Here is a 23166-nt window from a genome sequence, read left to right on the forward strand (position 1 = left end):
ATTGTAAAGAAATTAACCTCTTAGTTCCGCATTGAAGTCCTTTTGGAAGGATTTAATCAGAGAATCCATTACTGCCGTAATTTCTTTCTCTTCAAGCGTTTTCTCCTCATTCAGCAGTTCAAAACTCATCGCATACGATTTTTTACCCTCAGGAAGATTTTTTCCTTCATAGACATCAAAAAGGTTGATGTTTTTGATATAAGGCGATTTATTTTTCTTGGCAGCCTGATAAAGGTCTTCGTAATTCACGTGCTTATCAATCAATAAGGCAAGGTCTCTTCGGATCTTGTTGAATTTAGGAATATCTTTAAATTTCAGTTCATTTTGAGAACGCAGCTTTTGGGCAAATTCCAGTTCGATTTCCGCGTAGAAGCACTCCTGATCGACATCAAAATCTTTCAGCATCTGAGCAGAAACTTTCCCTATTCTTACCAATGTTTTACCATCAGCTTCATAAGCGAGGGCATCAGAAAACCTATCGTCAGACAAAGCAACTTCTTTATAGTCAATTGCCAGCTTCTCCAGCAAAACTTTTATATACGCTTTTAAATTGTAGAAGCTTGTTGCAGATTTAGGCTGCAGCCAGTTTTCAGCTACATCTCTTCCCGAAACAAGAATGGCTAATTGCTTTCTTTCTTCGTATTTCTCTTTTTTATGGTAGATCTTTCCAAATTCGAAAAATTTGATATCCTGATTTTTCCTGTTGATATTATAGATCGCATTTTGTAAAAGCCCTTCCAGCAAAGATTTTCTCATAAAAGCAAGATCGTTGCTTAACGGATTCAACAGTTTCACCGCGTCTGTTTCATCTTTTACGGAAGTTAATGAGTTATTCATCACTTCATTGAAACCCAGACTCTGCAATGTTCTTGCCCAGCTGTTTTCCAGTTCATCCTGATCTTTTGCATGAAGCTTTACCGGTGTAAAAGATATTTTCTGAGGAGCATCAATTTTATTGTACCCGTAAATTCTTAAGATCTCTTCAATGACGTCAATTTCTCTGGTCACATCGGCTCTGTATGCCGGAACAGAAATCTCATACCCATTCTGTATTTCATTTAACACCTGAATATCAAGTGCCTTTAAAATTTCTTTTACTTTTTCTCTGTGGATTTTGGTACCCAGAATCTGCTCGATTTTAGAAAATCTGATGATTACGTAGTTATCTTCAATTTTCTTAGGATATTCTTCCAGCAATTCACCGGCAAGTTTTCCTCCGGCAATATCCTGAATCATTTTTATGGCATGCGTAATTGCTGTTCTGGTAATATTAGGATCTACTCCCCTTTCAAACCTGAATGATGCATCGGTATTCAGGCCATGGAATTTTGCCGCTTTCCGTACTGCTACAGGATTGAAGTAGGCACTTTCCAGGAAGATTGTTGTTGTTTCATTAGAAACTCCTGAATCTGCACCTCCGAAAACTCCTGCAATACACATCGGGTTGTCTTTTCCGTCTTTGATGATGATTTCAGAACCGTTCAGCGTTCTTTCCACACCGTCAAGGGTTGTGAATTTTGTTCCTTCTTTTACAGTTCCTACTTTCACGGTTTTATCTGCAATCTTGTTGGCATCAAAAGCATGAAGCGGCTGACCAAATCCATGAAGAATATAGTTGGTAATATCCACCACGTTATTGATAGGGCTTAGTCCGATGGCTTTCAGCCGGTCTTTCAGCCATGCCGGAGATTCCGCTACTTTTATATCTTCAATCACCGCTCCGATATATCTTGGAGACAGTTCAGCGTCTTCCACTACTAAACTGAAATCGTTTGTTCCTTCGTTGCTCAGTACTACTGAAGAAACTTTTTCAAATTCAGATTTTTGTTTGTTTGTAGAAAGATATGCATGAAGATCCCTTGCTACACCATAGTGAGACATAGCATCGGTTCTGTTAGGCGTTAAACCTATTTCCAGAACTTCGTCATTTGCAATTTCAAAATAATCAGCGAATTTTTTCCCGACTTCAAATTTTTCTTCATCAAGAACCATAATTCCTCCGTGGTCGTCGCTTAATCCCAATTCGTCTTCCGCACAGATCATTCCCTGGGAAACTTCACCTCTGATTTTAGCTTCTTTAATTTCAAAAAAGCTTCCGGATTTATCATAGATCTTTGTTCCGACTACTGCCACAGGAACCGTTTGTCCGGCTTCTACGTTTGGAGCCCCGCAAACAATGTTTAAGATTTTCCCGTTTCCAACGTCTACCGTTGTTTTTTTGAGTTTGTCCGCATTGGGATGTTTTTCGCAGGTAAGAACTTTACCCACAACAATTCCTTCCAGGCTGCCTTGTATGCTTTCAAATTTTTCTATCCCTTCAACTTCAAGGCCTATATCTGTAAGGAACTCACCGATTCTTTCAGTTTTCAATTCCGTTTTGATAAAGTCTTTAAGCCAATTGTTTGATATTTTCATCTGATAATTTTTATTTTTTCCAGAAGCAGATGCCCTCTTACGGTTTCACCTGATCTATTTTGAAAAATTTTGTTGAATTTTTAAGTTTACAAATGTCGTGTTTTTTTGAGAAATAGGGAAATTTATGGCGAACTTTAAGAGTTAATTTTATCAGCTTTTACTGTCTTTCTTCGTTGGTTTAATATCCTTTGAATTTTTGTTGTCCTTTCTTATAATTTTGAGGTATTGTTTTCTCCCGCGATTTCATGTATGGCGCAGATTTTTTATTACAAAGAAATTTCCATGCAGTTGTCATGCTGGAAGCATCTAAATACTATTTTTTAAGCTAATTGTTGTTTTCTCCCGCTGATTCCACGGATGGCGCAGATTTTTTAATGTTGTTACGTAAGTTTGGTATGCCACAGGCGGGTAAACCCTATTTTTTTAAAGCTGATTGTTGTTTCTCCCGCTGATTGTGCAGATTATACAGGTTTATTACAAAGATTTCTATAAAGATTGTCATGCTGAAAGCATCTAAATCTGATTATTTTATTTTAAAATCTGATTATTTTTATTCTCCCGCGGATTTCACGGATAACACAGATTGTTATTATTTCATGCTTGATCTGAGGAGGACGACAAAGTAGAGTTATTTCCCGGATTTAAATAGGAAACCTTCATCTTAGCCCCGATTGCAGCTTTGTTTGAGCTCATTTTACAGTTTCGGCGGCGCGGCTCCGCCGCGCCGCCGAAACTGTAAAATAGCGAGTGCGAAAAGCGGGAAAAAGCTTCAAAAAATAAGAGGCCCTGAAAATCAAGACCTCTTTATAATTTTATTTAAATTAATGCTATAACCCGATTACCGGCATGGATAACATTAAAATACTTTCGTTTTCTTCGAGACCGTCAAGAGGCTCAATAATTCCCGGTCTGTTTGGCTGGGACATTTTCATGGTAATATCGTCTGAACCAAGAATTGTCAACATTTCGGTTAAGAATTTAGAGCTGAATCCGATATTGATATCTTCCCCATTGTAATCGCAAGGAATCTGCATGTCTGCCTTGTTTGCATATTCTGTATCCTCCGCGTGAAGGTGAAGAATATTTGCCGACAATTTGAATCGTACCTGGTTGGTCGACTTGTTTGACATTATGGAAGCTCTTTTGATTGCTCCTAAAAGAAGGTTTCTGTTGATTGTTAATACATTCGGGTTTTCTTTAGGGATTACCGCTGTATAATTCGGATATTTCCCATCAATGAGTCTACAGATCCATGTATGCTTTCCGAACGTGAATCTTGCCATATTTTCATTGAAATCGATGGTTACATCGTCGTTTGAGCTGGCCAGAATATTCTTGAAAATGTTCAGCGGTTTTTTTGGCATGATGAATTCCATAGGTTCGGCATTCATCAGGTCATTTCTTTTGTAAACAACCAGTCTGTGGGAATCGGTAGAAACAAAGTTGGTTTCATTTTCCCCGAACTGGAACAAAACTCCTGTCATTACGGGACGTAGGGAGTCGTTACTTGTTGCAAAAAGAGTATTGGTAAGTGCTTCAGACAAAACTCCTGCTGACATGGTAACACTTTGTGCTGCGTCAAACTCAGGAAGTTCCGGATAGTCGTCTGCATTATCCAGCGCTACGGCAAAGTTGTCTTTTTCATCTAAAATCTCAAGCTGACTTCCGGTGCCTTCTGCATTGTCTTTTACAACAAGCGTTAATGGCTGTTCTCCGTAGGTCTTGATAAAATCCTGAAAAATCTTGGCAGGAACGGCAAATTTACCCGTATCATCGGACTTTACTTCAAGAGAAGTCACAAGAGTTGTCTCGCCATCGGATGCTGTAATGGTAACCTGAGTTCCGTCTAATTCAAAAAGATAATTTTCTAAAATCGGTCTCGACTGAGAGCTTGATATTACGCCACTTACAGTTTGCAAAGCTTTCTGCAGTTCACCACTTGAAATAATAAATTTCATAGATTTAAAAATAAATTTTTACAAATATAATAAATAGAAAACAGATTGAAAAGAATAATCCTGAGAGTTATTAACAACCATCAAAAGATTCAGCGATCTTCTGCCCCATTTTTCTGATATCAACAGATATCAAATTGATAATGACTAAAGATAAGGATTTTCTTCACGCAAATAATTATATTTGCCAATAACTTTTCATTATGCGAAAACCGCCTCTTCATACAAGTTTTTTCAATGCTTTCCGCGGTGTGTTGCTTATGGTGAAAAGCGAAAGGAACTTTCAGATTGAAACCGCTGCTTTCTTTGTTAACCTTTTTCTGATTTTTTATTTAAAACTGACTGCCACTGATGCAGCTCTTATCATTATTGTTTGTTCGGGTGTTTTAGCCGCTGAGATTTTCAATACAGCTGTTGAGCGGATTTGCGATATTATACAACCTGAATTTGACAAACGCATCGGTTTTATTAAAGACATTTCCGCGGGAGCAGTAATTTTAATGGCAATCGTTTCTGTTATTGTCGGATTTTCAGTCTACTGGAAATACCTCTAAGAATTATCATTATTTTAATTTTTATTTTAAAATCAATATTTTTTCATAGTAAAAAACCTTAAATACAGATATTTTTACAATAAAATTAATTTATCACCATATAATGACAAATTATTTCATATATTTGTTTCACAATAAACAAGTAATAATATGAAAGTCAAATTACTCTATGTCATTCTATTGACAGGATTCATTTCGTGCAGCACCGAAACCTCTACTCTCAACCCGCTGAGCACGACAAAAAGTGAAGAAGTTCTGAATTTTGAAAATTCCATCAAAAGTTTATCCAGACCCGAGAACCGTGAAACTCCTGAAGAGCTCAGGAACAAAAAATCTCTTGAATTAAGCGACAGAAGAAAAGATATTCTGATTCCTTCAGCATTAGAACTGATAAAATCCACAGGGGTAAAAGACAGAGAAATTACCCAAAATACGCAAGGCGACAGGGATAAGATTTTAACGTGGGCAGTAAAGATCTATAATGAAAAACTTGAAAAAATTAATCAAAATTCTAAAAACTAATTACATGAAAAAAATATTCACAATTATATTTGGTTTAGCTTTAGGATCATCTGCATTTGCACAGAACGGGTCAGGTAATTTGCATATTTTTAATGATATTACTAATCATAAGCTGGATTTGTACTATACGATTTTCACCGTTGTTCCGTCCACCTGCAGCGCAGGCGTACAAGCACTGGATCTTGTACATTTACCTCCCAATGAAATTGCCAGCTACACTACTTATATTAATTCCACTTCAGCAGCAGGACACCCTTACCCTATAGATCACTGGTCTCCCGATGTACTTTCTTATCCTCCGATTATAGCGAGTGCCCAAAGATGGAGCTATATAAAATTCTCACTCAGCGACCCTCTTAATCCCGGCCCAATCACGCCAACACTTGGCGGATCTGTAGGCTTTTATAACAGCTGTACAGGAGTGCCTGCAAGTATTGCCGGTACAGGTAGCCTCAATGGTACAAACTATAGTTTCAGTGCTGATACTTTTATGTTTGGAGGAGATTTATGGATAAATGTTCAATAAATTAAAATAAACTCAATAAAAAGCCTGTCAGCAATTCTGACAGGCTTTATTTTCACAAGCGGATTATTTTCCCACATATATAAATCCGGATTTGCCGGATCTGAAAACCGCTTCAATTCTTTTGTAATCATCCACTTCATATTCGTCGGCCTGTAAGATTTCTTCATCTGTTACTTCAAACAGGATGCCTTCTACCTGATCTTCGGGGTTTCCCGAAAACACCAAAATAGGATGATATTTCTGGTTGCTCTTCCGTAAAACTTCAGGATCTGTAATTTCCAGCATTTCAAGCCTGTAACCCGTCAGAACATCTTTCTGTCCGTGTAAAATCCGTCCGAAAGTTTCGATCTGAACCTGTTCTTTTTGTAGTGTTCCGTATGAAAATAAATTGGGCATTGAAAAATGTTTTTTAAAATAAATAATTGTCAGGCGATAAAATTGTAGCCAGAGATCAGGATGCTTCGACAAGCTAATCAAGACATTCCGGAATTCTAAGGCATTTTATTTAAACTGATTTATTAATGATCTTAGCAATAACTTTGATGATTTCAGATCAATCCAAAATGAGTGTAATATTTTTATGTGATTCAATAATTTCAATTAAAATTTCAAATAAGGTCTGCCCGTTTCCTTCAGCCAGATCATCCAGTTTTTCCTGAATCAATTTTATGTTAAAAGGCTTTCCCTGCAGGATTTTATTTTCGTAAAATTTTTTAGTTACCTCAAAACCTAATTCTTCTTTAGACTTTTGGGAATGTTTCCATATAATTTCGCCCTGAAAACCATATAAGATGTCATTGAACCCATCCAGTGTTCCGATCTTCCAGTCTTCATCCTTCATGAAAAGTCCGGAAACCTCATTGTAAAAACCTTCCAGGGTCGAAAAATGACTGCCATTGATGACAGTCATTTCATTTTTATTGTTTTGCTTTTTCATTTATTTATTATAAAACTTATTTATAATGAACACTTCTCTTTAAAATTACAAAAATACGTTATTCGAAAATAGGTATAGATTTTAAATCATGAATATAGATTGTATCATTTCCCGAAATTGTAAAGCTTTCCTTATTTTTTTCAAAAAGCAGTTTAGAATAATCCGACTTTTGATATTGGTAATATTTTTCTATACTCTTCGGATTTGCTTTAAAAACGAAACTAATGACAGTGTCAATTTTTAAATTTCCCGTTAACTTTCCATTGATCTTATCCATGATCTGAAGCTCTGCCTCTGCATTAGGCTTCGGATTCAGGGCAGGAATTGCGGTCTGTGGAATCTGCTCTGTTACGAGTTCCTGTTCCGGTTCATTATAAACGGTTATTTTTTCAGGCTCCTTAAAAAACTGAAACCATGCTAATCCTGAAATTGCAGCCAGCAAAAGAACGGAAAGGATGAGTGTTGCTATTTTAAAAACATTGGAATGTACAACTTCGTTTTCTTTCCGATCGGAACCAATATAATTAGAACGAGAATATACCGGAATCTCACGTTCGCGCATCGGTTTTGTTTGTGAAATTGATTCCAGATCAGATATTCCTAAATTTCTGATATTTTCCAGGAAGCTGCTTCTGCTCACATTGTAAGATTGCCTGATTTTATTTAACGTAATGCTGTCAGCTGTTTTCAACTGATTTAAAAATTCATCAATTTTCTGAGAAAATCTATAGTAAACATCATTTAGCTGGTATAAATTTTTTTCAGACTCTTCTATTCTTTTACCATTTGCAGCGTGCAGTTCCTTATTTTTTTCTATTTTGGACTTAAAATCTTCATAATTCTGTTTTTTAGAACTATCTAATTTTATTTTTTCATTTTCAAATTCATTAACTGCCTCCTGAATCTGACGTTTTCTTTCTTCAGCAAGTTTACTGATTTCATTTTCAAAACCGTCTCTCTGAACAAACTGAAAGATGTTTTTCTGACGCACAAAGTTTGCGATTTCTGAACTTTCCGTGAAATAAATTGTATCAAATACATTCAAAAGATCCACCGATCTCTTTAAAATCGTTTGCAATGCTGCGGGCTTTGTTTCACAATATACCATCAATTGACGGTTTGTGTTTCTTGCAGAATTTAAACTATCTATTTTCTTTAGATTAAAATCTATTTTATCAAAATCCGCAAGCTTATTAACGGAGAAATTTTCAGAGTGATTTACCATAAGTGTATCATTCTGCACGTTTCTGCTGACCAGATTAACGTGAAATTCATTTAGATACCGAATGGTAATATTTTCATCGGCAATTTCATCTACAAACATTATACTTGAGCCGATAAAAGATCCCTCTCTAGCCGAAGTCGGTTCTTTAGCGTAGGTATAAACGGTATAGGTAATCATATAAGATCCGTCTTTATATTCCTTGCGTAAGGAATATAATTTGCTGTCCGGATAGATAAGTATAGATCCCCTTATATCTAAAGTTTTTATTGCTACGGGGGTTCCGGCAAAGAATGTCTGGGTAAAACCATTGGGATTTCCAAAAGTTCCAAATGCAATTAAATTAACACTGCTCATTAATTTGTAAAACTGAATTTTATACGTTCCCAAAAAGTTCCTTCATAATTTAGCGGATAGCCTACAATGCTTTCATAAAGCCATTCTGATAATTTCTGTGCTCTTTCTAAGTTGAGTATGGTTACCTGGTTAGTCTCTTCGTTAAGCTCCCCTACCGTATAAAATGTTTTTGCCAGCCCGTAGGTATCCATTGCTGTAGAAGTCATCGGCAGTCTTTCTTCAATAAAATTATCCAGTTCAATCGACGCTTCTACATTCGCTCTTCCGGATTTATCCCATTTCGAGATAACCAGAATAATGTTTACGGATTTTAATTTTTTCTCATACTTTTCAAGTTTATTTAGAAACGTATTGATTAATATATCATCTTTGTGTGCACTCTCATAGCTGGTTACAATAATAAATGTAAGAGGAAGATTAGCTGAAAGATAGGTTTCTATGCTGCTGTGATAGCTCCCGCCACGCTTTATTTCATTGTGATTTTCTCCCGAGGTTTCCAGAAAAGTCAGATTAATGGGATTTACTTTTTTTGATTTATTATTAGGTTCAAAGATGAGGTCCAGTCTGGTAACCTGATCTTTCACTGTTCCCGCAGGCAAGACCCCTTTACTAATATTTTCAAAGAAATCATAAAGGAGGCTTTCTGCTTCCGCTGTATTGGGGGTACCTATCTTTGGTCTTATAACCCCTGCTTTCGACCTCAGATAGTAAAGCATGGTTGCTAAAATAACGGATTTTCCGGAAGAAGCTGTTCCGAAAAAAAACACAAAATTGCTGTCTTTGTTTTTGATTTCCGAAACATTACCCTTCGCAATAGGAACAAAATGGTCATTTATAATTTCCTTATTATGATCTAAAGATAGAGGCTTTAGCGCTTCTTCATCTTCAAAAGTTAAAGGTTTAAGGACTTCCTGATCCTTATCAAAAGATAAGGGTTTCAAAGGTTCATTTTCCCATTCCATATTTTATATTTCTATTAGATTATTGTTTTTCCACTGCGTTTACTTGTAAAAATGCTTTCACTGCTGTTCCCCGCATTTCTGTTATTTTCTGCAGGCATCAAAAGAATGATAAACATAATACCGAAGTCTAACAATATGCAACCTGCTAAAACGACCAGCTGAAACATTCCGAAATTTTTGATGGCATGACTAAAAGCATATCCTATTTTTCCCACTTCCTGAGTTTCCGAGTGGGTTGGCTCAAACTTCAGTTTATCCTTCCCCAAAATAGATTCTGCTTTGGTGCCAAGGCGATTATATTCAGTTAAAGATTTATCAATCTGTCCCTGGGCCATTAAGTTTATTACATCAGGATTCATTTGCAAGAGATTTTGAATTTCTTTATTCCATCGTAAAGAAGCGCTGTTAATATCACTCATTAAATTTTTCTCTTCAGGCGTAAGATTATAAACCATTTGTACAATCTGCTCTTCCATTCTGTCGGCAAGATCAGCATATCCGTCAGGAGTTTCACTAATGGGCGTAAGGGGCGTTACTTTTTTGCCTATCATTTTTTCAATTCTTGCAATAATCTGTCTTGCTTCCGGTCCTATCCCTACATTTTTAGGATCACTGATCTGAATTTTCAACAGGTTCAGCTCACTGCGGATTGCCTGTCTTGTTTTAGCATCCGGAACAGAATAATTTAGTTTAGATTCAACATCCGTTTCCAGAGCACTGAACTTTTCATTAACACTGCGTAGCTCAGTTGTATAAATATCGGTTCTCATAAACCTTGTATATAGTGCATTGAAATTGGCAATGAAGCAAAATGAAGCGAAGAAAAAATAAATCCAGCCAAGCGAAGATGGCGGTTGCCCGTGGATCTTTGCCCGTCGTATCTGCCAAAGCAAAAAAAGCAAGATAAGAGAAAGTACCAGGGCAATGACGAAGGAGCTTCCTCCGAAAATCTGCTGTAAGCCGAGCCAGGTTTGGTAAAAGCTAACCCCGATAAGCATTACGGCTAAGATACCGAGAAAGAAATCGGTTGCAGTAATTTTTGTTTTCATAGTTAAAATGTTTATTTAAATCCTTATTTACATCTGCAATTTATTACGGTTTTACGTATAATTTTTACGGTTTTCCGTAAAACAAAGAAACTTATAAATGAAAAATGCCCCCATTATCAAATGGAGGCATTTTTTATATTGATTTTTCGTTTATTTGAAGTATTCCACTCCGTTTTTGAAGATGTTGTGGTAATTCGCTGTAGGAATATTTTTCATTAAACCTTCTGCAAAACGTTCAGGGTGACCCATTCTCCCGAAAATTTTCCCGTCCGGACTTGTTATTCCTTCAATTCCGAATAATGAATTATTTGGATTAAACGGCATTCCGTGGGCAATATTTCCTTCAAGATCAAGGTATTGCGTTGCAATCTGTCCGTTTTCATACAGCTTCTGAATTTCTGCTTCCGAAGCCATAAAACGTCCCTCCCCGTGAGAAATAGGAATGGTAAATACCTGATCTTTCATACCTTTTAACCAAGGTGATTCGTCATTTGTTACTTTTACGTTCACCATCTGGGAAATATGTCTTCTGATGGCATTATGCGCCAACGTTGGCGAATTTTCATCTAAATCTTTTATTCTTCCATAAGGTAACAATCCTGATTTTACCAACGCCTGGAATCCGTTACAGATTCCGATGATCATCCCGTCTCTGTCTAGCAATTCATGAACGGCATTTCTCATCTTTTCGTTTTTCAGAACGTTGACGATGAATTTTGCAGAACCATCCGGTTCGTCACCGGCAGAGAAACCTCCTGAGAATGCTAAAATCTGTGATGAAGCGATTTCTTTAACCCATGCATCAATACTTTCATCCAACAATTGGTGATTAATATTAATTAATGGCAGACTGCTTATCACAGCACCTTCTTTGGCAAAAGCATTTAATGTATCATATTCACAGTTTGTTCCCGGAAAGACCGGTGCAAAGACTTTTGGCTGAGCAATTCCGTGTTTTTTGATGATGATATTTCTTGGATTGACTGAATTTAATTTTTCATCCAGTTCAACCGTAATTTTTTCTTTTTCAATCGTTGGGAAAAGATTTTCGAAGGTATTGGTGTTAGCAGCCAAAAGTTTGTCGATAGCTATTGATTGTTGGTTGATCGTTAAAGTTTCATCCGCAACTACTTTTCCGATCAGCTGAAGGTTTACAGAACTTAACTCTTCTTTAGATTCTATAATTAAGCTTCCGATATTTTTTGCCAATAAAACGTTTTCATCTACTGTAATTTCTGCTCCCAATCTGTTCCCGAAGCTCATTTTCGCTAAGGCAACGGCAACTCCGCCTTCTTTCACCGTTTTTACAGAAACAATTTTTCCGACTTTAATATTTTCAAAAATAAGTTCATAGATTTCTTTTAAAGCATCATAATTCGGAAGTCCGTTTTCCTGCGGAATATGGTTGAAGAAATATATGTTATTACCTTCATTTTTAAATTCAGGAGAGATCACTGTTGATTTTTCTCCATTGGCACAGGCAAAGGAAATCAACGTTGGCGGAACATTCAGATCCTGATATGTTCCACTCATGGAATCTTTACCTCCAATTGCAGCAAGTCCGAAGTTAATCTGAGCATCATAAGCTCCCAAAAGAGAAGCCAACGGCTTGCCCCACTTTTCAGGGTTCTGACCTAATTTTTCAAAATATTCCTGGAAACTGAATCTGATATTTTTGTAATCGCCACCCATCGCTACGATTTTCGCAACACTTTCCACAACTGCATATGACGCTCCAAGCAATGAGTTTTGCTTTGAAATTTCAGCATCAAATCCCCAGCTTGCCAAAGAAACCGTTTCAATATCTTTGGCTCCGATGATTGGCAATGTCTGCACACTTCCTTCCATCAAAGTCTGCTGGTATTTTCCGCCTAAAGGCATCGCAACGGTTGTCGCTCCAATAGAGGAATCGAACATTTCCAGCAGCCCTTTTTGAGAGGCTACATTTTTATCGCTTAATATTTTTAAGAAATTTTCTTCATTGAATACAGGAGTTTCTTCTTTTACTTCATTAAGGTGCGTAATTTTAACTTCCTGACTTTTTGAACAACCATTGGTATCTAAAAACGCTCTTGAAAGGTCAACGATTTTATTTCCTTTCCAGAACATCTGCATTCTTCCGGAATCGGTAACTTTTGCCACCTCAACGGCTACAATATTTTCTGCTTCACAGAATTTTATGAACTGTTCTTTATCTTTCGGATCTACAACAACTGCCATTCTTTCCTGAGATTCGGAAATAGCGAGTTCAGTGCCGTTCAGGCCTTCGTATTTTAAAGGTAAAACATCCAAATTAACTTCCAAAGAATCAGCAATTTCGCCGATGGCTACGGAAACTCCTCCGGCTCCGAAGTCATTTGATTTTTTAATCAGCCTTGTCACTTCAGGATTTCTGAATAATCTCTGGATTTTACGTTCTTCAACGGCATTTCCTTTCTGAACTTCAGAACTCATGGTGTGGATCGAAGTTTCGTCCTGCTCTTTAGAACTTCCGCTTGCACCGCCTACTCCGTCGCGGCCGGTTGCTCCTCCTAAAATAATGATTGAATCGCCGGCTTCAGGTTTTTCGCGTCTTACCCAATCCACAGGAACAGCTCCGGCAACGAAACCAACTTCCATTCTTTTTGCTTTGTAGCCTTCATCGTAAATTTCAGAAACCATTGTAGTCGCCAAACCAATTTGGTTACCGTAAGAAGAATATCCGTTTGCAGCCTGTTTTGTGATTGTTTTTTGAGGTAATTTACCCGGTAACGTCTGATCGACCGGCTCCAGCACATCTGCTGCCCCCGTTAATCTCATCGCCTGAAATACAAAAGAACGTCCTGACAAAGGATCTCTGATCGCACCTCCAAGACAGGTCGATGCACCACCAAAAGGTTCAATTTCTGTCGGGTGGTTGTGGGTTTCGTTTTTAAATAATAGATACCACGGCTCTTTTTTACCGTCGTATTCCGCCTCAATCTGAATGGTACAGGCATTGATCTCATCGGATACCACCAGGTTCTCCAGATTGCCTGTTTTATGGAAATACCTTGCGCAAACCGTCGCTAAATCCATCAGGGAAATAGGTTTTAATTCGCGGCCCAGGAATTTTCTTTTTTCGATATAATCATTGAAAATAGTTTCCAATGTATGTTTAAACTGTCCTTCAAATTCAATATTCGACAGTTCTGTTTCAAAGGTGGTATGACGGCAGTGATCGCTCCAATAGGTATCCAGAACTTTAAGCTCGGTTTCGGTAGGATTCCTGTTTTCCGACTTAAAATATTCCTGAATGAATTTAAGATCATCCAGTCCTAGTGCAAATCCGTGGTTGTTGTAGAAATCTTCCAGCTGCGCATCATCAAAAGTGATAAAATTTTCGTGGATGATTACTTTTGACGGTGCTTCTTCCGCAGGAATGTTTAAAATGGTTAAATCTTTTTCCTGAGATTCAACCTTATTGATAAGAAGGTCTTTTATTTTAACCAAATCCGATTCTGAAATCCCTTCGAATTCTATTAATTTACCACTCCTTACTTTGGACTTTTCATTTTCAGTGAGTAATGCAATACACTGTTGTGCAGAATCTGCACGCTGATCGTATTGTCCGGGCAAAAATTCCATGGCAAAATGAATGGACGATGCCGGATTTTCTTCATGCAGAATATCTGTAACCGGATCTACGAAGGTGCTGTTGACTACTTTTTCAAATTCTCCGTCATTCAGTCCGAAGATATCATACACATTATACACTTTTACCTGCTGTACCGTGGAAACCACTGCTTTTACTTCATCAAAAATTTTTGGACTTTCCACATCGAAAATTCCTCTTTTTTCTACGAAAATTCTTTTGTTTTGAGACATTAGATGTCAGATATTATATATTATTAGACTTATTTTTATTTTCAAATATTTGGCTGCATTGCCTTTTTATTTTACAAAGATAGCATTCCTACGGAATGCGTGCATTATTTAATTTTATTACTACTACTACACAGATTTCATTCCTACGGAATGATATAATTTTCTAATGTTGATTCCGTCAGGAATCATAGCTGTGTAGAAAGCCTGTTTGAATTAAAGCGCAGTCCGTAGGACTGCTATTCTCTTTTGATTGAAAATCACAGAACAATACTGCAATTACAAAATTATTTTTCGCCATCATAGAATTCAAATAAATATTCATTCTTAAATTCAATTTCAAAAACATTAAGCATTTCAGTATATTCTTCTCTGAAACTTTTTTTTGAATGATGTTTATCCTGGTTTAATACATAATTTATAACCTTATCTTTCTGACTTTTTGCATAAGAAAATGCTCCGTAACCTTCTTGCCAGGAAAATTTACCAAAACACAACTTTTTTTCATTAATAAAATTTGTTGATTCAATTTTAACCGTTTTAACTAATTCCGGAATTGTTATTTGTAAATTTTTATAGCTAAAGAAAACATGAAGATGATCAGGATTTGCATAAATCGCTAATACCTTTTGTTTCTTATTGTTAAATATTCCACAAATATATTTTTCAATTTCAACTCTGACTTCGGATTTGATTTTAATATTTCTTCCTTTTGTAGCAAAAACAACCTGAATATAAATCTGTGTATAGGTATTCGGCATATTCTATTTTCATCATTTTTGCAAAGATAGCATTCCTACTGAATAAACATTTTCAACATTTTCATTTACTCAGTTTATTCGGGTTATCCGGATGTTCTTCTTGAAATTTCTCCGCATTTTTTCTTTCTTCCTTTAGCCATTTTTCAAAAGGAATTCTTTCATCGTCATATTCCAGTTCGAGAACTGTTTTGCCGTCTTCTGAAACCAGGAATTTATAACCGGATAATCCGGCTTGTGCTTTTCGGTAATCATAAGCATTTACCTGATAAAACGGGAAGTTTTCCTTTGGCCGTTCTACGATTTCAAAGAATAATTTCTTCTCATCTTCTGACAGCTTATTGTAATGGTTGACATAATATATCCCGGAAATATTCCTGTTTTGTTTTTCAAAAAACCGGAGAATATTTTTTTCTTTTTCATTATACGAAAAAGGGTATGGATAGTGTTTACCGTTAATTTCGATGGTATTTCCTGATTTTGCAACAGGTTGAACAATCTCTCCTTTGAAATTTATCACGCCCCAGGTCCCGCCAACGATTGCTTTATGTTCTTCTTCCGTTTTCTCCCAGTCGCAGCCATTGCAATAGGCAGCATATCCGTAATTAAATGGTGATGCGAAATCGTATTTCGGTCTGATAACTACGGTTCCGTTTCTGTCTGTAAAGCCAACTTTCCCGTTTTTAACGAATCTTCTCATCCCTTCTGAGAAATAATCTGCTCCGTTATCATAAAAGAAAGGTCTGTACAAAAAATTTCCTTTTCTATCGTAGACATACCCCCATGCATTTTTTTCCGGGACTTCATTTGCTTTCGGTCCGTCAAAATAAATAGTCTCTCCTTTTACCAAATCTCCGTCTTTTAAGTATGAAAAAATCTTAAACTGTGCCGGGATGATGATTTTACCATCCTGTTTTTTTACCCCAACCAAAGAGTCCTTGGATTTAAAGTATCTGAGAATCTCTTTGTCTTGTGATAAAGCAAAGAATGGCATTAATGATAGTAAGAAAAGTATTTTTTTCATAGGGAAATAAACTTTTACATTTTATGAGCGGCTTTAGATCTGACCAGTTAAAGCAATGATCAAATAAAATATGCAGCCCAAAAGACTGCATATCGTTTATACTTTAAGATCAGCTTCGAGTCCGATCAGGTCCTTGTTCTGATCGATGATCGGCTGTACTTCGTTTTTGATAAATTCTTCCGTCTGGATCGGGGCAAAACCGATGAAGTTCTTCGGATCAAGCACTTCTTTTAGTTTCGATTTATCCAGCTTTAAGGTGTGGTCATTCAGAATTCTTTCGATAAGGTCGTTTTCTTTTCCTTCTACTTTCACCTGCTTGGAAGCTTCCATAGAATGAACCCTTATCACTTCATGAATTTCCTGACGGTCACCACCGGCTTTTACTTCTTCCATGATGATATATTCTGTCGCCATGAAAGGAAGCTCTTCCATAATGTGTTTGTTGATTCTGTTCGGATATACTACGATTCCGTTCATGATGTTATTCCAGATTAGAAGGATCGCATCCACTGCTAAAAACGCCTGTGGAATTGTCAGTCTCTTATTTGCGGAATCGTCCAAGGTTCTTTCAAACCACTGGGTCGAAGCTACCATAGCAGAACTTGTCGTTAAAGACATTACATATTTTGCCAAGGCTCCGATTCTTTCGCTTCTCATCGGATTACGTTTGTATGCCATTGCAGACGAACCGATTTGGTTTTTCTCAAACGGTTCTTCAATTTCTTTAAGGTTTTGAAGCAAACGTAAATCGTTGGTGAATTTATGGGCAGACTGTGCAATATTTCCTAATAAAGCGACTACTTTAGCATCGATTTTTCTGTCGTAAGTCTGTCCGGAAACTCCGAATACTTTTTCGAAACCGAATCTTTTGGATAATTCTTTATCCAGGTGTTTTACTTTAGAATAATCTCCGTTGAAAAGCTCCAGGAAACTCGCTGCAGTTCCGGTGGTTCCTTTCACGCCTCTGAATCTTAATGTTTCCAGGAAGAAATCAAGTTCTTCGATATCCAGCACCAGACTTTGCAACCAGAGTGTCGCTCTTTTACCAACGGTGGTAAGCTGAGCCGGCTGAAAATGGGTGAATCCTAAGGTTGGAAGATCTTTATATTCAATAGCAAAATCTGCTAAATTTTTAATAACGTTAACGAGCTTTTTCTTTAAGATTAAAAGTCCGTCACGAATCTGGATCAAATCTGTATTGTCTCCTACGAATGCTGAAGTTGCCCCGAGGTGAATGATTCCTTTGGCTGAAGGAGCCACATCTCCATAGGTATGAACGTGTGCCATTACATCATGACGAAACTTCTTTTCATATTCGGCTGCTTTATCATAATCGATGTTTTCAGCATTGGCTTTCAGTTCTGCAATTTGTTCATCACTGATTTCGAGGCCTAAGTCTTTTTCGATTTCAGCAAGCGCGATCCAAAGTTTTCTCCAGGTACGGAATTTATTATTGTGTGAGAAATTAAATAACATTTCTTCACTGGAGTAGCGCTCTTCCAATGGATTTTTGTAGGAATTCATTCTTTCTTTTACTTTTTAGCTATGCAAAAATAAGGTTTTTGAGTGAGATTTGAAAATGGTTTAGCTAATTAAAGCACTCTTCTCATCTTTTGAGAGTTTATAGAAAAAGCCATCTTTAGAATGGTTTTCTGCAATAATTATTGATAAATTACAAAATTGTCTTTTTTTAATTGATACGTCTTTTTGTAAGGGACCAGAACGTAATTTCCGTTTTTCCAGATTTTACTTTTTCGCTGTTTTGTAAGAATTATACTTTCCGGTTCTTCCATAAGAAAAATTTCTGCTTTCATCATGTCTTTACTAAAAACAACTGCAGCCATGAAGTTTGCACCCTCCTGAGATCTTACTCCTTTCAATTTGATCTTCTGCTCAAATACCCGTATACAATCATTTTTGGCTTTAGAATAAGTATATCCTGCGGAGGGTATACAGCCATGAGCGTCTCTGTCATTTCCTACCATCTGTGCAAAAGATAAGGCACTAAGGAACATTGTGCTTAATAAAATAATTTTTTTCATCTGTTAATGTTTAATTAATCAATCCAAGATACAAAAAGTAAGCCACTCAAATTGAGTGGCTTACTTTTATTTTGTCCAGTTGATTTTTGAGTGTTTCACATCTTCAGAACTTGTTCCGATCATGATATCAAATTCTCCCGGCTCCCAGTCGTATTTCAGGTCTCCGTTGTAGAATTTCAGATTTTCCGGACTGATGCTAAAGGTAACCTTTTTAGATTCTCCTTTTTTAAGCATTACTTTCTGGAAACCTTTCAATTCTTTTACCGGTCTGGTAATGCTTCCTACCATATCTCTGATGTAAAGCTGCACAACTTCTGATCCGTCATAATTTCCGGAATTCGTTACCGTAACCGAAGCCTGAATCGCTTGATTCCCTTTCGGATTGGCATTGGAAACCGTAAGATCAGAATAGTTGAATTTCGTGTAGCTCAACCCATATCCGAAGGGATATAACGGCGTATTACATTCATCCATATAATTGGAACGGAATCTCTGGTACTCACATTTATCCACAAGTTTCTGATCCAACGGTCTCCCCGTATTTTTAGCGTTATAGTAAATAGGCACCTGCCCTAAACTTCTCGGAAAGGTCATTGGTAGTTTTCCGGAAGGGTTTACTTTTCCGAAAAGAACGTCTGCAATAGCATTTCCGGCTTCAGAACCAGGGAACCACGCATTAAGAATAGCATCCGGAGCATCTTTAACATTGGTAAGCGCCAACGGACGGCCTGTGAATAATACCATTGCAATAGGCTTTCCTGTCTTTTTCAGTTCGTTTAAAAGGTCTACCTGAGATTGCGGAATGGTAATTTCTGTTCTTGAAGAAGATTCTCCGCTCATTTCAGCAGATTCTCCGATGGCCAGAACAATAACATCTGCTTTATTGGCTACGTCAACAGCTTCTTTTAATAAAGCTTCTTTTGAACGGCTATCTCTATCTGTTTTTTTACCGTGAGCCGCATAGATTTCTTCCAGCTTTGCATCATCATCGATATTGGCTCCTTTTGCAGAGATAAATTTTACATTTTTACCATAGTTTGCCTGAAGACCCTGAACCAGATTAACCGATTTATCATGTTTTGCCGCAACACTCCATGTTCCGGTCATATTGATTGCGTTATTCACCAACGGCCCGATTACCGCAACGGTTCCTGTTGCTTTTAAAGGAAGTGTCTGATTTTCATTTTTTAATAAAACCATTGACTGTGCTGCAACATTTCTTGCAATATTTCTGTTTTCCTGGCTGAAAACTTCTTTAGCTGCTAATTTAGCATCTCCATGCTTGTATGGATTATCAAACAATCCCAGATCATATTTGGACTCCAGCACTCTCCTTGCTGCCATATCGATTTCAGACTGGGTAACTTTTCCTTCAGATAAAGACTTTTTTAATGTTGTTAAAAATCCTTCTCCCACCATATCCATATCAACACCCGCTTTTAAAGCCAGTGCAGAAACCTGCTGAAGATCTCCCATTCCGTGATCTACCATTTCGTTGATCCCGGTATAATCGGTCACTACAAACCCTTTGAATTTCCACTGATTTCTTAATACTTCGGTCTGAAGCCATCTGTTTCCTGTAGCGGGAACGCCATCTACTTCATTGAAAGAGGCCATTACAGAAGCTACTCCTGCATCGACGGCTGCTTTATAAGGAGGGAAATATTCGTTGAACATTCTCACGTGGCTCATATCAACGGTATTATAATCTCTACCCGCTTCTCCGGCTCCGTATAATGCGAAATGCTTTACACATGCTAAAATGGTATTTCCGGCTGAAAGGTCTTTACCCTGATATCCGTACACCATGTTTTTAGCGATCTCGCTTCCTAAATAAGGATCTTCTCCGGAACCTTCGGAAACTCTTCCCCATCTAGGCTCACGGGAAATATCCACCATTGGCGAGAAGGTCCAGTTGATCCCGTCTGATGAAGCTTCTTTGGCAGCCACTCTTGCGGACTGCTGAACAAGATTCATATCCCAAGAGGAAGCAAGCCCTAATGGAATCGGGAATGTGGTTTCATATCCGTGGATTACATCCATTCCGAAAATCAAAGGGATTTTAAGTCGGCTGTTTTCAACGGCAACTTTTTGAACGGCTTTAATTTTATCCGCTCCTTTTATGTTGAATAGTCCTCCAACCAGTCCCTGCTCGATTTTTTTACCAATATCTGAGCTTTTTGCCAGACCTGTGGTAAAATCGCCTGAACTTGGAAGATTGAGCTGTCCGATTTTTTCGTCTAAGGTCATTTTTGACAAAAGATTGTCTACGAAAGCTTTCTTTTTAGCCTGGTATTGAGCCGTCTGATAAGACTGAACGGGCTGAGATACCATTTCCTGTGCAGAAAATACAGGAGCCAGTGCCAACATGGCGATTACAATTAACTTTTTTCTCATAACTTCTTCATTATTTTAAGGAATTCGTGAATCTTCGATTTCATAAATCTATCTTCTTTAATTATAGTTTCTTTATTAAGAATTTATTTCAAACGCAAAGTTCGCAAAGATTTGTCTTTATAAATGACCTGCATATTTTCGGCCGCAAAAGCACTTCTACAAGCTCAGCATAAACCATTCACTCAGCAAAGGCTTTGCTAAAATTATTTTTCTTTTCTTTTTGACAGCATCCATTCATATAATTTAGGATTGGAATAGGTCGAATCCCAGGAATTATGGTTGTCATTAGGAAAGATGGTTAATTCTGCGGACGGATTTACCGGATGCAGTGCCTGGTAAAAATTAAATGCGTTTTCGGGTAAAACTACATCATCCATTCCACCGTGGAAAATTTTCATATTCAGATTTTTGTACTGATCAATATTGGCGTACATCACCCTGTCTGTAGGCGCACAAACGGAAACTACTGCCGCAAACATTTCGGGATGTTCCATCGCCAGTTTTAACGTTCCCCAACCTCCCATGGAAAGTCCTGTAAGGTAAATTCTGGAAGCATCAATTTTATATTTTGCCTGAATTTCTTTGATCAGAGCATATACAGTAACGGTATCCCACCACGTATTTTCCGGGCATTGTGGCGCCAGAATTGCCACGGGCTCCTTGATCAGGTTTTTATAGGTGAACGGACTGTGTGCTTTTACGATCTCCAGGTTATTTCCTCTTTCCCCGGAACCATGAAGGAAAACAATAAGCGGTACATTTCCTTTAGTATTCTGCGGATAGTCGAGGATATAGGAAATTTTTTCCTGTCTTTTGACTTCCTTATTTAATTCTGCTTTTATTTCCTGAGCGCCGACACTCAATGAGAATGGCAGGAATAAAAGCGGTAAGTATTTCAGCTTCAATTTAATTTTTACTTTTTATGTTTGTTTCCGGCTTTAAATGATTTAATTCGATACTGCGGCCAATATTGAATTTTTTTTTAAATAGCCCCGATTGAGTGGCCTGTCTGAGCTCTTTTCAGGTTTCGGCGGCGCGGCTTCGCCGCGCCGCCGAAACCTGAAAAAGCGAGTAGCGAAAGCGGGATCAAGCTCCAAAATAAATCTGGTTTATGCTTTCTGCTATATGTATCTGTTAAAGATATTAATAATTATCAATTACCTGATGTTATATTTTTCAGATTTAAAGCTTAATTTCTTTAATCCCTGCTGAATTTCGGGTGCATTCATGAATAATTTCCATAAAAATCCGGTTCTGTAATTTTCAATCATCGGTGCAATGGTACCCTGATCGATGGCAAGATATCTTGGGGTAAACCAGTTGTCGTAATTGATTGACGTTGCATCATAAGGTCCGGCAGAGCCAATAAATTCAGGCTTCTGCGTGTAGATAAATCTTAAAAAATCCATAGATTCTTTCGGGGTGTACGGAAAACTGCTCAATGCGGCAGTTGGTGTAATTACTCCTCTGTCATTTTTTGGGAAATGTGCATCATATCCGGCCGTTCCGTCATCATTTCTTGAATAACTTGCGGTTAGTCCCCAATAGTTTGGTCCGTAACCTTTCCAGTTCTTGGGATTTTCAACGCAGTATTTATAATCAATAAGCACCTGATTTTTGTTCAGATCGAAATAATTTTTGATTAATTTATCCGAAAGATTGGTCGGATCCAACCCGATGTATGAGTAATGTGCCCAAAATAAAGGACCACCATATTCTTCGGCTCCGTTGTGCTTTACATATAACGGGAGGCCGTATTTTGTTTTGTCTGAAAGGTAGGTTCCGTTTCTTGTCCAGCCTTTATAGTAAGTTTCAGCATCAATAGGGTAAGTAGGTGAAGATGCGGCTAAAATGTACGTAATCAGGCATTCGTTGTAGCCTTCAAGCGGAAAGTTCATTTCCCAGCCGTAATTTGGAGACCAATGCCAGTACAATACTTTTTCGCCTCCTTTGGTGTACCAGTTCCACTGGATTCCTTTCCAGAGTTCATCACATTTTTTGGCAAGCGCTTTTTCTTCAGCATTTCCGTTTTTGAAATACTCACGGACCATTAAAATTCCTGAAGTTAGAAATGCCGTTTCTACAAGGTCTCCACCATTGTCTTTTTTCCCGAAAGGTACTGTTTTACCGGTTTCACCGTTGATCCAGTGCGACCATGCTCCTTTGTGACGATCTGCTTTTGCCAGAAAGTCCATCATTACGGTCAATCGTTTCACCGCTTCTTTTCTTGGGACAAAACCTCTTTCAACCCCTACCAGAACTGTTGCCAGGCCAAACCCGGAACCACCTGTGGTCACAACATGTTTGTCATTATCCGGGTAGATATTATCTTCGTGATACCGCTCCCGTCCAAGCTTAGAGTTTGGCTCTGCATAGTCCCAGAAGTATTTCAATGCATCTTTCTGCACGCGGTCCATTAACTGCTCGTCTGTAATATCATTTTTCACGTTCTGGGTTTTCGGAGCCTGCTGTTGTGTCGACTGCGAATTTTTGCAAGAAACGGTAAATAAAGATATTAAAGCGATTGATGCTATTATCCTTTTCATTTTTTAGATGTTTTGAAGTTATATCCTAAAAGAAGAGGAGAACTTTCATTCTCCTCT

General features: G+C 37.6%; 18 protein-coding genes. 3 read left to right on the forward strand and 15 right to left on the reverse strand.

Annotated elements, in window-relative coordinates; translation table 11 throughout:
* Nucleotides 1-12: 12 nt before the first annotated feature.
* Complete coding sequence (gene pheT / locus HHL20_RS09725; RefSeq protein ID WP_169230931.1) at nucleotides 13-2415, reverse strand: phenylalanine--tRNA ligase subunit beta; 2403 nt, start codon at nucleotides 2413-2415, stop codon at nucleotides 13-15.
* Nucleotides 2416-3242: 827 nt separating this feature from the next.
* Nucleotides 3243-4373, reverse strand: coding sequence for a DNA polymerase III subunit beta (dnaN, locus tag HHL20_RS09730; RefSeq protein WP_169230932.1), 1131 nt, complete (start codon nucleotides 4371-4373; stop codon nucleotides 3243-3245).
* Nucleotides 4374-4573: 200 nt separating this feature from the next.
* Here dnaN and HHL20_RS09735 point away from each other — a divergent pair, with 200 nt between their 5' ends.
* The 3 genes from HHL20_RS09735 to HHL20_RS09745 all read left to right on the forward strand — a co-directional run bounded on the left by HHL20_RS09735 (nucleotide 4574) and on the right by HHL20_RS09745 (nucleotide 5972).
* Nucleotides 4574-4924, forward strand: coding sequence for a diacylglycerol kinase family protein (locus HHL20_RS09735; protein WP_169230933.1), 351 nt, complete (start codon nucleotides 4574-4576; stop codon nucleotides 4922-4924).
* A gap of 150 nt (nucleotides 4925-5074) precedes the next feature.
* Complete coding sequence (locus HHL20_RS09740) at nucleotides 5075-5446, forward strand: hypothetical protein (protein ID WP_169230934.1); 372 nt, start codon at nucleotides 5075-5077, stop codon at nucleotides 5444-5446.
* A gap of 4 nt (nucleotides 5447-5450) precedes the next feature.
* Nucleotides 5451-5972, forward strand: coding sequence for a hypothetical protein (locus tag HHL20_RS09745; RefSeq protein ID WP_169230935.1), 522 nt, complete (start codon nucleotides 5451-5453; stop codon nucleotides 5970-5972).
* Nucleotides 5973-6035: 63 nt separating this feature from the next.
* Here HHL20_RS09745 and HHL20_RS09750 read toward each other — a convergent pair whose 3' ends face one another.
* From HHL20_RS09750 to HHL20_RS09810, 13 genes are all read right to left on the reverse strand, one after another.
* Nucleotides 6036-6368 (reverse strand): gamma-glutamylcyclotransferase family protein, encoded by a 333-nt coding sequence (locus HHL20_RS09750; protein WP_169230936.1) that lies wholly within the window; start codon nucleotides 6366-6368, stop codon nucleotides 6036-6038.
* Nucleotides 6369-6525: 157 nt separating this feature from the next.
* Nucleotides 6526-6909, reverse strand: coding sequence for a ribonuclease inhibitor (locus tag HHL20_RS09755; RefSeq protein ID WP_169230937.1), 384 nt, complete (start codon nucleotides 6907-6909; stop codon nucleotides 6526-6528).
* 58 nt (nucleotides 6910-6967) lie between these two features.
* Entirely contained in the window at nucleotides 6968-8488 is a 1521-nt protein-coding gene (locus tag HHL20_RS09760) for a hypothetical protein (protein WP_169230938.1), read from the reverse strand.
* Nucleotides 8488-9450, reverse strand: a complete 963-nt coding sequence (locus tag HHL20_RS09765; RefSeq protein WP_169230939.1) for a hypothetical protein — start codon at nucleotides 9448-9450, stop codon at nucleotides 8488-8490. The genes HHL20_RS09760 and HHL20_RS09765 overlap by 1 nt, the downstream gene beginning before the upstream one ends.
* 14 nt (nucleotides 9451-9464) lie before the next feature.
* Entirely contained in the window at nucleotides 9465-10499 is a 1035-nt protein-coding gene (locus HHL20_RS09770) for a hypothetical protein (RefSeq protein WP_169230940.1), read from the reverse strand.
* 150 nt (nucleotides 10500-10649) lie between these two features.
* Nucleotides 10650-14345 (reverse strand): phosphoribosylformylglycinamidine synthase, encoded by a 3696-nt coding sequence (locus HHL20_RS09775; protein ID WP_169230941.1) that lies wholly within the window; start codon nucleotides 14343-14345, stop codon nucleotides 10650-10652.
* Nucleotides 14346-14629: 284 nt separating this feature from the next.
* On the reverse strand, nucleotides 14630-15103 hold the full coding sequence (locus HHL20_RS09780; RefSeq protein ID WP_169230942.1) for a transposase: 474 nt from the start codon (nucleotides 15101-15103) through the stop codon (nucleotides 14630-14632).
* A 61-nt stretch (nucleotides 15104-15164) separates the two neighbouring features.
* Entirely contained in the window at nucleotides 15165-16124 is a 960-nt protein-coding gene (locus tag HHL20_RS09785) for a WG repeat-containing protein (protein ID WP_169230943.1), read from the reverse strand.
* Nucleotides 16125-16220: 96 nt separating this feature from the next.
* Nucleotides 16221-17648, reverse strand: a complete 1428-nt coding sequence (gene purB, locus HHL20_RS09790; RefSeq protein ID WP_169230944.1) for an adenylosuccinate lyase — start codon at nucleotides 17646-17648, stop codon at nucleotides 16221-16223.
* A gap of 137 nt (nucleotides 17649-17785) precedes the next feature.
* Nucleotides 17786-18166, reverse strand: a complete 381-nt coding sequence (locus tag HHL20_RS09795; protein ID WP_169230945.1) for a hypothetical protein — start codon at nucleotides 18164-18166, stop codon at nucleotides 17786-17788.
* Nucleotides 18167-18232: 66 nt separating this feature from the next.
* The gene (gene bglX, locus HHL20_RS09800) at nucleotides 18233-20563 is read right to left on the reverse strand and encodes a beta-glucosidase BglX (protein WP_169230946.1); all 2331 of its coding nucleotides are present in this window, start codon (nucleotides 20561-20563) and stop codon (nucleotides 18233-18235) included.
* Nucleotides 20564-20766: 203 nt separating this feature from the next.
* The gene (locus HHL20_RS09805; RefSeq protein ID WP_194306234.1) at nucleotides 20767-21468 is read right to left on the reverse strand and encodes a carboxylesterase family protein; all 702 of its coding nucleotides are present in this window, start codon (nucleotides 21466-21468) and stop codon (nucleotides 20767-20769) included.
* Nucleotides 21469-21720: 252 nt separating this feature from the next.
* Nucleotides 21721-23109 carry a glucoamylase family protein gene (locus tag HHL20_RS09810; RefSeq protein WP_169230947.1) on the reverse strand — a complete coding sequence of 463 codons (1389 nt, stop codon included), beginning with the start codon at nucleotides 23107-23109 and terminating at the stop codon, nucleotides 21721-21723.
* Nucleotides 23110-23166: the final 57 nt, after the last annotated feature.

Source organism: Chryseobacterium cheonjiense (assembly GCF_012927265.1).
Taxonomy (GTDB): domain Bacteria; phylum Bacteroidota; class Bacteroidia; order Flavobacteriales; family Weeksellaceae; genus Chryseobacterium; species Chryseobacterium cheonjiense.